At 53.0% G+C, this 12,605-nt stretch carries 12 protein-coding genes and 1 tRNA gene; 5 read left to right on the top strand and 8 right to left on the bottom strand.

The genetic code is table 11. The features are described from left to right. Nucleotides 1–71: 71 nt before the first annotated feature. From pth to M0220_RS02130, 7 genes are all read right to left on the bottom strand, one after another. Entirely contained in the window at nt 72–653 is a 582-nt protein-coding gene (pth, locus tag M0220_RS02160) for an aminoacyl-tRNA hydrolase (protein WP_264018557.1), read from the bottom strand. 160 nt (nt 654–813) lie between these two features. Then, a complete protein-coding gene (locus M0220_RS02155) occupies nt 814–1,455 on the bottom strand; it encodes a 50S ribosomal protein L25/general stress protein Ctc (protein WP_030070235.1) in 642 nt (213 codons plus the stop codon). 96 nt (nt 1,456–1,551) lie between these two features. After that, the gene (locus M0220_RS02150; RefSeq protein ID WP_009722639.1) at nt 1,552–2,493 is read right to left on the bottom strand and encodes a ribose-phosphate pyrophosphokinase; all 942 of its coding nucleotides are present in this window, start codon (nt 2,491–2,493) and stop codon (nt 1,552–1,554) included. A gap of 58 nt (nt 2,494–2,551) precedes the next feature. Further along, a tRNA-Gln gene (locus tag M0220_RS02145) sits at nt 2,552–2,626 on the bottom strand. Nucleotides 2,627–2,657: 31 nt separating this feature from the next. Next, entirely contained in the window at nt 2,658–3,518 is an 861-nt protein-coding gene (gene ispE / locus M0220_RS02140) for a 4-(cytidine 5'-diphospho)-2-C-methyl-D-erythritol kinase (protein WP_030070236.1), read from the bottom strand. A 17-nt stretch (nt 3,519–3,535) separates the two neighbouring features. Then, nucleotides 3,536–4,189, bottom strand: a complete 654-nt coding sequence (lolB, locus tag M0220_RS02135; RefSeq protein WP_030070237.1) for a lipoprotein insertase outer membrane protein LolB — start codon at nt 4,187–4,189, stop codon at nt 3,536–3,538. Nucleotides 4,190–4,242: 53 nt separating this feature from the next. Further along, nucleotides 4,243–6,036: a tetratricopeptide repeat protein gene (locus M0220_RS02130; RefSeq protein WP_264018556.1), complete on the bottom strand. Its 1,794-nt coding sequence runs from the start codon at nt 6,034–6,036 to the stop codon at nt 4,243–4,245. 267 nt (nt 6,037–6,303) lie between these two features. Here M0220_RS02130 and hemA point away from each other — a divergent pair, with 267 nt between their 5' ends. From hemA to M0220_RS02105, 5 genes are read left to right on the top strand one after another with little or no spacing between them, the layout of a single operon-like run. Continuing rightward, nucleotides 6,304–7,614: a glutamyl-tRNA reductase gene (gene hemA, locus M0220_RS02125; RefSeq protein ID WP_264018555.1), complete on the top strand. Its 1,311-nt coding sequence runs from the start codon at nt 6,304–6,306 to the stop codon at nt 7,612–7,614. Beyond that, entirely contained in the window at nt 7,611–8,699 is a 1,089-nt protein-coding gene (gene prfA / locus M0220_RS02120; RefSeq protein ID WP_030070240.1) for a peptide chain release factor 1, read from the top strand. The genes hemA and prfA overlap by 4 nt, the downstream gene beginning before the upstream one ends. 14 nt (nt 8,700–8,713) lie before the next feature. Further along, the gene (gene prmC, locus M0220_RS02115) at nt 8,714–9,559 is read left to right on the top strand and encodes a peptide chain release factor N(5)-glutamine methyltransferase (RefSeq protein ID WP_030070241.1); all 846 of its coding nucleotides are present in this window, start codon (nt 8,714–8,716) and stop codon (nt 9,557–9,559) included. Between the two features lie 33 nt (nt 9,560–9,592). Beyond that, nucleotides 9,593–10,093 carry an Lrp/AsnC ligand binding domain-containing protein gene (locus M0220_RS02110; RefSeq protein ID WP_030070242.1) on the top strand — a complete coding sequence of 167 codons (501 nt, stop codon included), beginning with the start codon at nt 9,593–9,595 and terminating at the stop codon, nt 10,091–10,093. A 4-nt stretch (nt 10,094–10,097) separates the two neighbouring features. Further along, the gene (locus M0220_RS02105) at nt 10,098–10,853 is read left to right on the top strand and encodes a HesA/MoeB/ThiF family protein (RefSeq protein ID WP_030070243.1); all 756 of its coding nucleotides are present in this window, start codon (nt 10,098–10,100) and stop codon (nt 10,851–10,853) included. A gap of 120 nt (nt 10,854–10,973) precedes the next feature. Here the strand turns inward: M0220_RS02105 and ahpF are convergent, their stop codons facing one another. Beyond that, the gene (ahpF, locus tag M0220_RS02100) at nt 10,974–12,530 is read right to left on the bottom strand and encodes an alkyl hydroperoxide reductase subunit F (RefSeq protein ID WP_264018554.1); all 1,557 of its coding nucleotides are present in this window, start codon (nt 12,528–12,530) and stop codon (nt 10,974–10,976) included. Nucleotides 12,531–12,605: the final 75 nt, after the last annotated feature.

The following is a 12,605-nucleotide window of genomic DNA, read 5'->3' as shown; positions in this document are numbered from 1 at the left end:
GAAGCGCCTGCCAATATTGAAAAAGGGCGTGCTAGAACGCCTGATTTTAAGGTTGCTTATAAAGTGTGCTGCTATTTTACGCTATGAAGGCGGTTCATGGCTTTAGCCCAGTCGCCAGAGAGTACAAGTGGCAACGTGGCCTGGCACTCATCCAAAGCGCTTTCAATGGCTTCCCGTTCAGCTTTGCCGGGTCGGCCAAGCACATAGTTAACGACCTGATGTGCTTCACCAGGGTGGCCAATGCCAATTCTTGCCCGATGAAACTGTTTCTGGTTGCCTAACGCGCTAATAATGTCTCGCAGGCCGTTATGGCCGCCATGGCCACCGCCGGTCTTGTAGCGTGCCTGTCCTGGCGGAAGGTCTAGCTCATCATGAGCGACCAGTAAATTGTCAGGCGTTAGTTTAAAAAACTGTGTGAGCGCTGCGACGGCAGCGCCGCTGCGATTCATAAACGTAGTGGGGTTGAGAAGGTGCAGTTCATGGTCGCCAACCCGCGCTTTGGCGTATAGGCCCAAAAACTTCTTTTCCGGACGAAGCTCTGTATTTGCGCTGCGTGCAATGGCATCTACCAGCCAGAAGCCTGCATTATGGCGAGTTGCATCGTATTCTGCACCGGGGTTGCCCAGGCCAATAATGGCCGTTACCTGGCTCATTGTCCCACCTCATAAAAAATTTCTAGACGAAATTTTCGACGTATGTCTGACTGCAAAAAAAAATCAAGCGCCGAAGCGCTTGATTTTATCATCCCTGGGCCATGCAGGCATGGCCCAGACGGTGCTGAAAAGCATCAGCTAGCAACACCGTGACTAACGCTTACTCAGCGCTTGGCTCTTCTTCGCCTTCGCCTTCGCTATCTTCGTCATCACCACCACGTACTTTCACTTTGGTGATGCTCAGAACAGCGTTGTCATGCTCTTCACCATGAGACAGGTCAACAGACGTAACGCCTGCTGGCAAGGTCAGGTCAGATAGGTGAAGGGTAGTGCCTAGCTCGACGTTGCTGATGTCAACTTCCAGGTAGTCCGGAAGATCTTTCGGCAAGCAGCTGATCGCGACTTCGTTGGCCAGGGTATGCAGTTCGCCACCTTGATCTTTGATACCAACACACTTTTCTTCACCAATGACGTGCAGCGGCACGTTGATGGTGATTTCGTGAGTGGCGTCAACACGCAAGAAGTCAGCGTGAGTTAGCAACGGCTTGAAGGGGTGGCGCTGTAGGTCACGAACAACCACTTGCTCTTCAGTACCGTCGATGACCAGTTTGATCACCGAAGAGAAGAAGGACTCGTCTTCAATCGCTTTGTAGAAAGCAGTTTTTTCTACAGAGATAGACTGAGCGCCTTTCTCACCGCCATAAACAACGGCCGGTACTTGTTGGTTCGCACGACGCAGGCGGCGGCTCGCACCTTTCCCCAGGTCGTTACGAACGCTGGCTTTCAGGATAAAATCAGACATTTAATTTGCCTCTTGGTTTAAGTAAGGAAACGCCGCCGTCCGCGACCAGACGACGACGTCTCCAGGGCCCCAGTAGGGGGCTATGACGTTAGGCGATTAATGGAACATCGCGCTAACGGATTCTTCGTTGCTGACCCGGCGAATAGCTTCCGCAATGAGTCCAGCAACGCTCAGCTGGCGAATTTTTCCGCTACGACGGGCAGTGTCGGAAAGCGGAATGGTGTCGGTCACGACAACCTCGTCCAGCACCGAGTTGGTAATATTGTCGACTGCAGGGCCAGACAATATCGGGTGTGTGGCATAAGCGACAACGCGTGCTGCGCCGTGATCTTTCAGCGCTTCGCCAGCTTTGCAGAGCGTGCCAGCGGTATCAATCATGTCATCAACAACCACACAGGTGCGGCCTTCGATTTCACCGATGATGTGCATCACCTGGGCCTGATTGGCCTGGGGGCGACGCTTATCAATAATGGCAAGATCAGCGTTGAGTTGTTTGGCGATAGCTCGGGCGCGCACAACGCCGCCTACATCAGGGGAAACGACAACAAGGTCGTCATAGTTCTGACGCTCAATGTCATCCAGCAAGATGGGCGAGCCGTAAACGTTATCAACCGGTACGTCGAAGAAACCTTGAATTTGGTCAGCGTGTAGGTCCATCGTCATGACGCGATCAACGCCTGCCTTTACCATCATATCAGCGACTACTTTTGCTGAGATGGGAACGCGAGCAGAGCGGACACGACGATCCTGGCGTGCATAGCCAAAATAGGGAACGACTGCCGTAATACGGGCAGCTGAGGCGCGACGCAGGGCGTCCACCATCAGAATCAGTTCCATCAGGTTATCGTTCGTGGGGGCACAGGTGGATTGCAGGATAAATACATCCTTACCACGCACGTTCTCATTGATCTCGACCGCGATTTCGCCGTCGCTAAATTGACCGACCGTAGCATTACCCATACGGCTGTCTAAGCTCTCGGCAATCTTTTGAGCGAGTTCGGGATTGGCATTCCCGGTGAAAACCATCAATTTTGACACGCGCAGCCACCTTTGCAGTGTTGGGGATCAGGGGAGAAAACGCAGATCATAATTAGGTTGGCTGGGGTACCAGGATTCGAACCTGGGAATGCCGATACCAAAAACCGGTGCCTTACCACTTGGCGATACCCCAGCAATAAACCTAATGCGATGACCGGGCGCTTTCAGCGGCCCAGAGCATCTTGTAGGGGAGAGGTGTTGAGTCCGCGCGCTACCCATGAATGCCAATGTTGACTTGCCATATGTGCGACGGTTTGCGCGGCTTGTTGTGAATCAAAAGCCGCAAACAAACAGGCGCCGGTACCGGTCAACCGACTAGGTGCATGCTGCGTGAGCCAGTCTAGTGCTTCCGCAATTGGCGGATAGCGTTTTCTGACGATAGCTTCGCAGTCGTTACGCCACTCCGGCGCTCCCCCCTGCAGTGCGCGCGCCATAGTAATGGGGAGGCTGTCGCGTGTCAATTCTGGGTCTTGGAAGATTGCAGGTGTTGAGACGCTAACAGCTGGATGGATTACTACAAACCAGGGCATATCTAGTGTGACAGGAGTAAGCTTTTCGCCAACCCCTTCCGCCCAAGCGCTATGGCCGTGAATAAACACCGGGACGTCGGCACCTAGCGTCAACCCCAGCTCCGCAAGTGTTTCTTTACTTAGCCCGAGCTGCCACAGATGATTTAAACCGACTAAGGTAGTCGCTGCGTTGGAGCTTCCACCACCAAGGCCGCCTCCCATCGGTAGCTTTTTTTCAATGGCAACAGAGACTCCTTGCTGAACGCCACTTGCCTGTTGCAGTAATTGTGCTGCTCGTACAATTAAATTATCGTCATGGGCAACGCCACTAAGCGCATTTGAAAGCGTAATCACGCTGTCAGCGCGTGGCGTGAAGGTAAGGTAATCGCATAAATCGATAAACTGAAAAAGCGTTTGCAGCTCGTGGTAGCCGTCTTGGCGACGGCCCACGATATGTAGCATACGGTTTAGCTTAGCGGGCGCAGGCAGGGTCAGCGACGAGATTTTTGCAGGCATGTGATCTCTCTGCTGGCCTAGTTATCCTGGTCAGTGGACTGCCACTGATTTACGACTAACGTAATCCGTAGGTCGCCGTAGTTCATTACTAGTCGACGAGGTAGCCATATGCCCTCTACTTGCTCCCAGTCACGGTAATCAATCTCCCAGCCGTCTTGCTGCAAGTGGTTAGGGAAGCCGAGTTCGTCTGTTTCCAACTGATAGCTGGCGTGCTTGCCTGGCAGGCCGCGTACCCAATCAGGCATAGCGCGAACTGGCAGTGCCCAGCCGAGTTGCTCTTCCATTAATGCTTCCGGCGTTTCTGCTTCAAAGCGGCCATCACTAGTGGTTAGCGAAAAACGTCCTTCGCGTCCTTCGAGTACACTGCGTCCGCCGCCGAAGGGGCCACTGATCAGCATGCGGAAATAGTGAGGATGTTGATTCCAATCGAGGTTAGCACTGGTGTTTTCCTGGGGGGTGCGGAGCCCTGCTTTGCCCACCAGTGTCCAGGTGTCGAAGGCTTCAACGTCTGGCTGTTGGCGTTCCCATTGCCCAGCCTGGCGTCCGCCATCATCTACAGGCGCTTGAGTGGCGCAGCCTGCAAGCGCAAACAGAGCAATACTGGCCATTAGCAAACGGGTTGAGCGACGGTATATGGCTAAGCGGCTCGCGGGCAGAGAATTGATCAACATAAACTGGCTCCATGTCAGTACTGCGTAAACTGTCTTTATATAAGAATGTCGTATTAGGGCGTGCTTAACGGCGTTAGTTCAGGATGACGCTTAAGTAAGTCATCGATTTGCGGGTGATAGCTTGCCTGCTGAAGAAATCGTTCAATGAGTTGGCGCGCTTCTTCACTGCGCCCTAGTGCGTGAAGTACTTCCGCTAAATGAGCAGCAATTTCTTGGTCTGGCATTTGCGCATAGGCGCTTTCTAGCCAGGCAAGTGCATCGTTTGGCTTACCAAGCCGAAAATAAACCCAGCCCATACTATCGAGAACTGCTGGGTTGTTAGGGTCTGCTTCATAAGCGCGCTCTATTAACTCACGGGCTTCTTCAAGACGCCCTTGGAGGTTAAGGTCGGCTAGCGTATAGCCCAACGCATTTAATGCTTCGGCGTTATCAGGCTCAGTACGCAATATTTGACGTAGATCGTTCTCCATGGCCTGTACATCGCCCCTTTCCCATGCATGCATTGCCCTTAAATAAAGCAGGCTAGTGTCGTCTGGTGTACGGGTAATTTCTCTATCGAGCAATGCCGTTGCTTCTTCTTGCAGATTAAGTTCATCGAGTAGCTGTACTTCTAGCATTACCAGATCGCCGAAGTAGTTGTCATAGCGCATTCGCTCAATGCGCAGCATAGCGCGAGCATCTAGCAGGCGATCATTTTCAATCAGCATGCGTGCGGCAGTGGCCCTGGCCGGTAGAAACTCGTTGCCACCTTGTACTTGCCGATAATAAAGCAGCGCGTTATCAACTTCACCTTGGGATTGAGCGATAGCTCCCAGTAAAAAGTAGGCTATGTCGGGCACGCGGTCCTGACCAATAAGGGGCTGTAGTAGCCGATACGCGGGCTCGCTATGACCTTCTTCCAGGTAAAGTTGGGCGAGAGCAATGCGCAACTCTTCATTACCACCATGTGTTTCTAGCAGGGTGTTGGTTTGTGTTTCTGCAGCAGCAATATTGTTCAGACGAATTTCGGCCTGGGCGAGCATTAATATAAAACGGACATCATCAGGTGCTAAATCTAACCCTTGTTGAGCGGCTCGTTTAGCATCGCGATGATCGCCTGTCTCTAGTGCCAGACGTGCCTTAGCCAGCCACAGAGCGGCAGAAGCGGGTGAGCGCAGGGTTACTTGATCTAGATACTGTTGCGCTTGACGCGTTTGCCCCAGGGCGGACTCGATCAATGCAGCGCCAAGCAAAACATCACTATGGAATTCATTTTGCTGAGCGCCAGGCTTAGCAAGATAATCGCGCAGTGGCTGAACTAACAGGTCCAGCGGTGCCTCTTCAGCCACGGCAGCCTCAGAAAAAGCGGCTATTTCGCCGTTGCCTCCTGCTTGAGTAATTGCTAAGCGTTGCTCTAGGCTATCCAGCCAATCGCCTCGTTGTAACGAGAGCGTTGCCAGCAATCTGTTTGGAAGTTCTGCTTGGGGTGCTAGTTCACGCCAGCGTATCGCTGAGGCTTCCATTAATGCCACATCATTACCAAAGCGTGCGGCAAAGGTAGCACGTTCGGCCAGTGCGGCATTGCTATAGCGCCTAGCAGCTTCCAAGTAGCCTTGGCTGGCATAGCGATAATCACCCCGCTGTCCGGCAAGTTCTGCTGCCAGCAGCGAGCCGAGTCCTTCAGCGTCCAGCCCACGTGTAATTGGCGGTGCGGAGTGCATGGGATCGTAAGCACTATTCTGAAACCCGTTCTCCTGAGAAGAGGGTGACAGCTGGCAGCCGCTCAATAATAGCGTTGCGGCCAAAGGCAGTAGGGGTAAACCCAGTAATGATAGGGGGTGACCCAGTAGTGTCGCGCGAAGGGGCATGCGTCTCTCGATCAGGTGGCCGAATGCTCAGCATAGCGGCTTGGTTGCCTGCGGCAAAGTGGTGTGCGCCAGAACATGCTGTGCTGTGATAGAATATTTCACTTTGAAAACGAAGTAGGGTGGTGCAATCCATGGTACCTGTTCATAGTATCTATCCTAGTATTTACCCTAGTATTTACCCACTCCTCAAACTTGCTTGAGCAAGTTTCGGACCTTTAGACCGATAAGTGACGTGACGACCGATCCACTAGCGAAGACGCATAACGCATGACGCTTCTTGCCCTGGGAATAAATCATCGTACTGCCAGTGTGGCCGTACGTGAGCAGGTGGCTTTTACGCCAACGCAGCTAGAAAGCGCGTTGACGGAACTGCGCAACCTGCCACAAATTAGCGAAGCGGCAGTGCTTTCGACGTGTAACCGTACCGAACTTTATTGTGTGACGGATGCCGCTGGTGAGCACGCCGTGCTGGATTGGCTTGGGCGCTTTCATAACTTGCGCGTCGAAGACCTCACCCGCTGCGCTTACCATTATCTTGACAACGATGCTGCGCGCCATCTAATGCGTGTTGCCGTTGGCCTGGACTCTATGGTGCTGGGTGAACCACAGATACTTGGCCAGTTAAAGGATGCTTATCAGCAGGCCCGCCAAGCCAACGGGCTGGGGGGCGAACTAGAGCGGTTATTCCAGCACACGTTTGCGGTGGCCAAGCAAGTACGCACGGAAACGGGTATCGGTAAAAACCCGGTCTCAGTTGCGTATGCGGCTGTCAGTATGGCGAGCCGTATTTTTGATGACTTTAGCCGTGCCAAAGCGCTTTTGATCGGCGCAGGAGAGACCATTGAACTGGTCGCGCGCCATCTTCATGAAGCGGGCGTGCGACATCTTACGGTAGCCAATCGGACCCGTGAGCGCGCTGAGCAAGTATCTTCCCCACTTGGGGGGACCGCTATTACGCTGCCAGAAATACCAGAGGCGTTAGAGCAGGCGGACATCGTCATTTCTTCTACTGCCTCGCCACTGCCTATTCTTGGAAAGGGGATGGTGGAGCGTGCGCTGAAGAAGCGCCGCCATCGCCCGGTCTTTATGGTCGATATTGCAGTACCTCGTGATATTGAGCCCGAAGTGGGTGAACTGGCAGATGTTTTTCTTTATACCGTTGATGACTTACAAGAGGTCATTGAGGAGAACCGTCGTCACCGTCAGATCGCCGCCGATCAGGCCGAATCACTCATAGAGCATGGGGTGGGCAGCTGGCAGCACGAACGACGAATTCGTAATGGCGGTGAAATCATTCGCGACTATCGACGTCACGGTGAGGCCATTCGTGACCATTCTCGCGAGCAAGCCCTTGAGCGGTTAGCAAAGGGCGAAGATCCTGCCAAGGTGATTGAACGCTTAGCCCACCAGCTGGCGAACCGTTTGATGCACCAGCCTACACTTGCCCTGCGCGACGCTGCATCCCAAGAAAATAACGAATTGCTGAATGCCGCGCCCAATCTACTACTGCCTGCTAAGCCTGCTTTTGAGCAACCAGTGGCCGCGGTAAAACGCCAGAAGGATGATACACCCGCATGAAAGAAACTTTGCGCCAACGCCTAGATAGCTTTGCCGACCGCTTCGAAGAGCTGGCAATGCTGCTGTCTGATCCTGAGGTGATTAATAACCAGCAGCGTTTTCGCGACTACTCCCGAGAGTACGCTGAATTAGAAGAACTGGTGGCCGCCTGGCAGCGTTACGGTGCGGTGGAAAAAAGCATCGAAGAAGCCGTGCAGTTAAGCCGCGATAGCGACCCAGATATGCGCGAGCTAGCGGAAATGGAAATCAGTGACGGGCGAGAGCAGCTAGAAGCGCTGGACACCGAGCTGAAGCGCTTGCTGGTACCTAAAGACCCCGATGATGGCCGCGGCGTTTTCTTAGAAGTGCGTGCAGGAACGGGGGGAGATGAAGCGGCTATTTTTGCTGGCGATTTGTTTCGTATGTACTCCCGCTATGCTGAAAAGCGCGGCTGGCGCGTTGAGGTGGTCAGCGCAAGCCACGGTGAGCAGGGCGGCTACAAAGAAGTTATTTCTCGGGTGAAAGGCGATGGAGTTTATGCACGCTTGAAGTTTGAGTCTGGCGCGCACCGCGTACAGCGGGTGCCTGCGACAGAATCGCAAGGCCGGATACACACGTCTGCCTGCACGGTAGCCGTGATGCCTGAAGTGGACGACGTGGGGGATATTGATATTAACCCTTCAGACCTGCGCGTTGATACCTACCGTTCAAGCGGCGCGGGGGGGCAGCACGTTAACACTACAGACTCCGCTATCCGTATTACTCACCTACCTACCGGCGTGGTGGTGGAGTGTCAGGAGGAGCGCAGTCAGCACAAAAACCGCGCAAAGGCGATGTCGTTGCTGGCAGCGAAGCTAAAACGTAATGCGGTTGACTCACAGCGCCAAGAGCAAGCCGACGCTCGCCGCTCCTTAGTAGGCTCAGGAGATCGTAGTGAGCGCATTCGTACCTACAATTTCCCCCAAGGTCGTATTACCGATCACCGTATTAATCTGACGCTTTATAAGCTAACGGAAGTCATTACCGGTGAGCAGCTTGATGATGTGATTGAACCGCTGATTCATGAATACCAAGCAGAACAGTTGTCGGCCCTTCAGGACGCTTGATGAGCTTTGATGTGCTGACTTTCGATGTGCTTTTGCGACAAGCGACGACTCGACTGCAGGCGGTAGGTTCGCCTTCCCCTAGAATTGATGCCGAAGTGCTGCTCAGCCACGTTACGGGCCATGACCGTACGTGGCTATATACTTGGGGTGACCGCCATTGCCCTGTCTGGGAGCATGCAAGATTCGCTGCATTAGTAGCTGCACGTGCTCAGGGAATGCCGATTGCTTATTTGACCGGCGAGCGTGAGTTTTGGGGGCTGCGATTGGCAACATCGCCAGATACGCTGATTCCACGGCCTGATACAGAAACTCTGGTAGAAGCGGTGTTAGCGCGTGCCCAGGCATCAGAGGGAAGGTTTCTTGATCTGGGCACCGGTACGGGTGCTATTGCACTTGCCTTTGCCAGTGAAAAACCCAACTGGCAGGTAATGGGAGTAGATATTCGCCCAGAAGCGGTGGCGCTTGCCACACGCAACGCACAAGCACTTAAAATCGTTAATACTCAGTTCAAGGTTAGCGATTGGTTTAGTGAGCTTGCACCGTCTACTCAAATGACTGTATTTGACATTATTGTGAGTAATCCACCCTATATTGCTGCTGACGACCCGCATTTGTGTCAGGGGGATGTGCGGTTTGAGCCACGATCTGCGCTGGTGGCGGGTGCTGATGGCATGGCTGATTTACTGCACTTGATTACCACGGCCCGCGAGTACCTTTCTCAAGGCGGCTGGCTAGCTCTAGAGCACGGGTATACACAAGCGGCCAGCGTGCGTCATGCGTTAGCGTGTGCAGGCTTTCAAAACGTTGAAAGTATGCAAGACGTTGGAGGTCATGAACGGGTTACTCTAGGGCACCTTTAATAACTGCCTGATTCATCAGTATTGGATCCTGCCATGAAACCAAAAAATAGAACGCTGGACCGAATCGATCTTAAAATTTTGCGCTGTTTGCAGGAAAACGCGCGAATTTCCTATGTCGATCTTGCCGCTGAAGTCGGCTTATCCACTACCCCTTGTTTAGAGCGTGTTAAACGCCTTGAACGTGCGGGCATCATTCGCGGCTATCAAGCTATACTTGATCCACAAGCACTGAAAGCCAATTTGTTGGTGTTTGTGGAGATTAGCCTGGAAACTCAGTCACCTGCTGTATTTGATGAGTTTCGTCGGGCGGTTGAGAAACTGCCGCAAATCCAAGAGTGTCACTTGGTGTCCGGCCAATTTGACTACATTTTAAAATGTAGAATTCCTGAGATGTCGGCATATCGACAGTTACTAGGCGACGTAGTACTGACATTGCCGGGAGTAAAAGAGTCTAAAAGTTACGTGGTAATGGAGGAAGTGAAAGAGAGCTTCAGCTTACACGTACCTGATTTCGAGGAATTTGAGGATAAGTAGCCTAATGATGGATGATCAGGCGCTGCTACGCTATAGCCGCCAAATTATGCTGCCTGAGGTTGATATTGAGGGGCAGGAACGCCTTAGAAGCGCTCATGCTCTCATTATTGGTGCGGGTGGGCTTGGTTCCCCAGTGGCTCTTTACTTAGCGGCCGCTGGCGTTGGCAAGATAACCATTGCGGATGCCGACACTGTAGAGGTGTCAAACCTGCAGCGCCAGATTGCTCACCAACAGGCAAGTATCGGCTCTAATAAAGCGCGTTCAGCAAAAGCGAGCATGCAGGCGCTTAACTCTGAGTGCCATGTTATCGCTTTGGAACAGCACGTTGATGGCCAGGCGCTTGAGGCGCTGGTCGCAGCGGTAGATGTGGTGTTGGATTGCACGGATCGTTTTTCGAGCCGCTATGCGATTAACGCTGCCGCTCATCAGGCCGGCGTACCACTGGTCTCTGGAGCGGCCATTCGTTTTTCTGGGCAGTTAGCGGTTTTTGATCCTCGTAACCCTACATGCCCCTGCTATGCGTGCCTATACCCGCCAGGGGACAGCGAAGATGAAGCCTTGAGCTGTGCTGAAAGCGGGGTAATGGCACCACTGGTTGGATTGATCGGCTGTTTTCAAGCGATAGAGGCTTTTAAGCTGTTGAGCGGCACAGGGAAGCCGCATCAAGGCCTTTCCACTTTTGAAGGCCTGAGTGGTCAGTGGCGCCACTTCCAAGTGCCTCGCGATCCTGCTTGCCCCGTGTGTGGTCGCGCTGGTTAGCCATACGGGTAAAAAAACGCCCGCTGAGCAGCGGGCGTGACGTCACGGTCTTTACGTCAAAGGAACAACCTAAAGGGCGGTAGGGGATCCGCCCAGCAGGCTAGCTAATGTCGAATCAGGTTAGTGGCGAATCAAGTAGTCAAACGCACCAAGTGATGCTTTTGCACCTTCACCCATGGCGATAATAATTTGCTTGTACGGCACGGTGGTAACGTCACCTGCGGCAAATACGCCAGGTACTGATGTCATGCCATGAGCATCGACAATGATTTCGCCGCGCGGTGTCATTTCAATAGGGGAGCCTTTCAGCCACTCGGTATTAGGCACGAGACCAATCTGTACAAAGATGCCCTCCAGAGCGATGGTCTTAAGCTCGTCAGTGTTGCGATCTTTGTACGTTAAGCCGTTAACACGGCTACCGTCCCCCGTCACTTCTGTGGTTTCAGCGTTTAAAATAATGTCTACGTTGGGCAGGCTCTTAAGCTTTTTCTGCAGCACGGCGTCTGCACGCATTTCACCCATAAACTCGACAAGAGTGACGTGGCCCACAATGCCGGCCAAATCGATCGCCGCTTCAACACCAGAGTTGCCGCCACCAATCACTGCGACGCGTTTACCCTTGAAGAGCGGGCCATCGCAGTGGGGGCAGTAAGCAACGCCTTTGTTGCGATACGTTTGCTCGCCGGGTACGTTCATTTCGCGCCAGCGGGCACCGGTCGCCAGCACGAGCGTTTTACTCTTTAATTTAGCGCCTGACTCGAAGATTACTTCGTGTAAACCACCTTCGGTTTCAGCTGCTTTAAATGTCGTCGCGCGCTGAAGATTCATTACGTCAACCTCATACTCTTTGACGTGTTCTTCCAGGGCGCTAACTAGCTTGGGACCTTCGGTATGGCTGACTGAAATAAAGTTTTCAATGCCCATGGTGTCTGCTACTTGGCCACCGAAACGCTCAGCAGCGACACCGGTGTTGATGCCTTTACGAGCTGAATAAATCGCAGCGGATGCACCCGCCGGGCCACCACCAATCACTAGCGTATCAAAAGCCGCTTTTTCACTTAACTTTTTGGCTTCACGCTCAGCAGCGCCTGTATCCACTTTAGCGAGAATCTGTTCTAGGGTCATGCGGCCCTGGTCAAATGGCTTACCATTTAAGTAGATGCTGGGAACCGACATGATTTCCCTGGCTTCGACTTCATCCTGGAACAGCGCGCCGTCGATGGCGACGTGGCGAACGTTCGGATTGAAAATTGCCATTAAGTTGAGCGCTTGAACAACATCTGGGCAGTTCTGGCAGGAGAGTGAGTAATACGTCTCGAACAGCATTTCACCGTCGAGTGCCTTGATTTGATTTAGCAGTTCTTCGGACGTTTTGGGGGGGTGTCCACCCACTTGTAGCAGTGCCAGCACCAACGAGGTGAACTCATGTCCCATCGGGATGCCCGCAAATACCACGCCGGTTTCTTCGCTGGGGCGGTTAATGGCAAATGACGGCGTGCGATTATCCTGGCCGTCAGTTTGCAGTGTAATCTTGTCGCTTAGGCTGCTGATGTCTTCGAGCAAGCCTAGCAACTCACGTGACTTGGCGCCGTCATCGAGGGACGCAACGATCTCGAACGGTTGAGTCACTTTTTCTAAATAAGCTTTCAACTGATTTTTTAAATTGGCGTCCAGCATGACAGTGGCTTCCTCGCAGTCAGCAGTAATGAGTTCTCAACCTAAAACGCTCGCTGCTGTTGAAATGAAAGACAG

Source organism: Halomonas qinghailakensis, from assembly GCF_025820815.1.
Classification (GTDB): Bacteria; Pseudomonadota; Gammaproteobacteria; order Pseudomonadales; family Halomonadaceae; genus Vreelandella; species Vreelandella qaidamensis.
The sequence above is the reverse complement of the archived record's forward strand: the minus strand, read 5'-3'. Positions and strand labels throughout refer to the sequence as shown.

What these genes read in the sequence shown, in the direction of transcription:
- M0220_RS02130 (WP_264018556.1), bottom strand. Translation starts at nt 6,036, where the DNA reads ATGCCCCTTCGCGCGACACTACTGGGTCACCCCCTATCATTACTGGGT.
- ahpF (WP_264018554.1), bottom strand. Translation starts at nt 12,530, where the DNA reads ATGCTGGACGCCAATTTAAAAAATCAGTTGAAAGCTTATTTAGAAAAA.
- M0220_RS02110 (WP_030070242.1), top strand. Translation starts at nt 9,593, where the DNA reads ATGAAACCAAAAAATAGAACGCTGGACCGAATCGATCTTAAAATTTTG.
- lolB (WP_030070237.1), bottom strand. Translation starts at nt 4,189, where the DNA reads ATGTTGATCAATTCTCTGCCCGCGAGCCGCTTAGCCATATACCGTCGC.
- ispE (WP_030070236.1), bottom strand. Translation starts at nt 3,518, where the DNA reads ATGCCTGCAAAAATCTCGTCGCTGACCCTGCCTGCGCCCGCTAAGCTA.
- prfA (WP_030070240.1), top strand. Translation starts at nt 7,611, where the DNA reads ATGAAAGAAACTTTGCGCCAACGCCTAGATAGCTTTGCCGACCGCTTC.
- M0220_RS02105 (WP_030070243.1), top strand. Translation starts at nt 10,098, where the DNA reads ATGATGGATGATCAGGCGCTGCTACGCTATAGCCGCCAAATTATGCTG.
- M0220_RS02155 (WP_030070235.1), bottom strand. Translation starts at nt 1,455, where the DNA reads ATGTCTGATTTTATCCTGAAAGCCAGCGTTCGTAACGACCTGGGGAAA.
- hemA (WP_264018555.1), top strand. Translation starts at nt 6,304, where the DNA reads ATGACGCTTCTTGCCCTGGGAATAAATCATCGTACTGCCAGTGTGGCC.
- pth (WP_264018557.1), bottom strand. Translation starts at nt 653, where the DNA reads ATGAGCCAGGTAACGGCCATTATTGGCCTGGGCAACCCCGGTGCAGAA.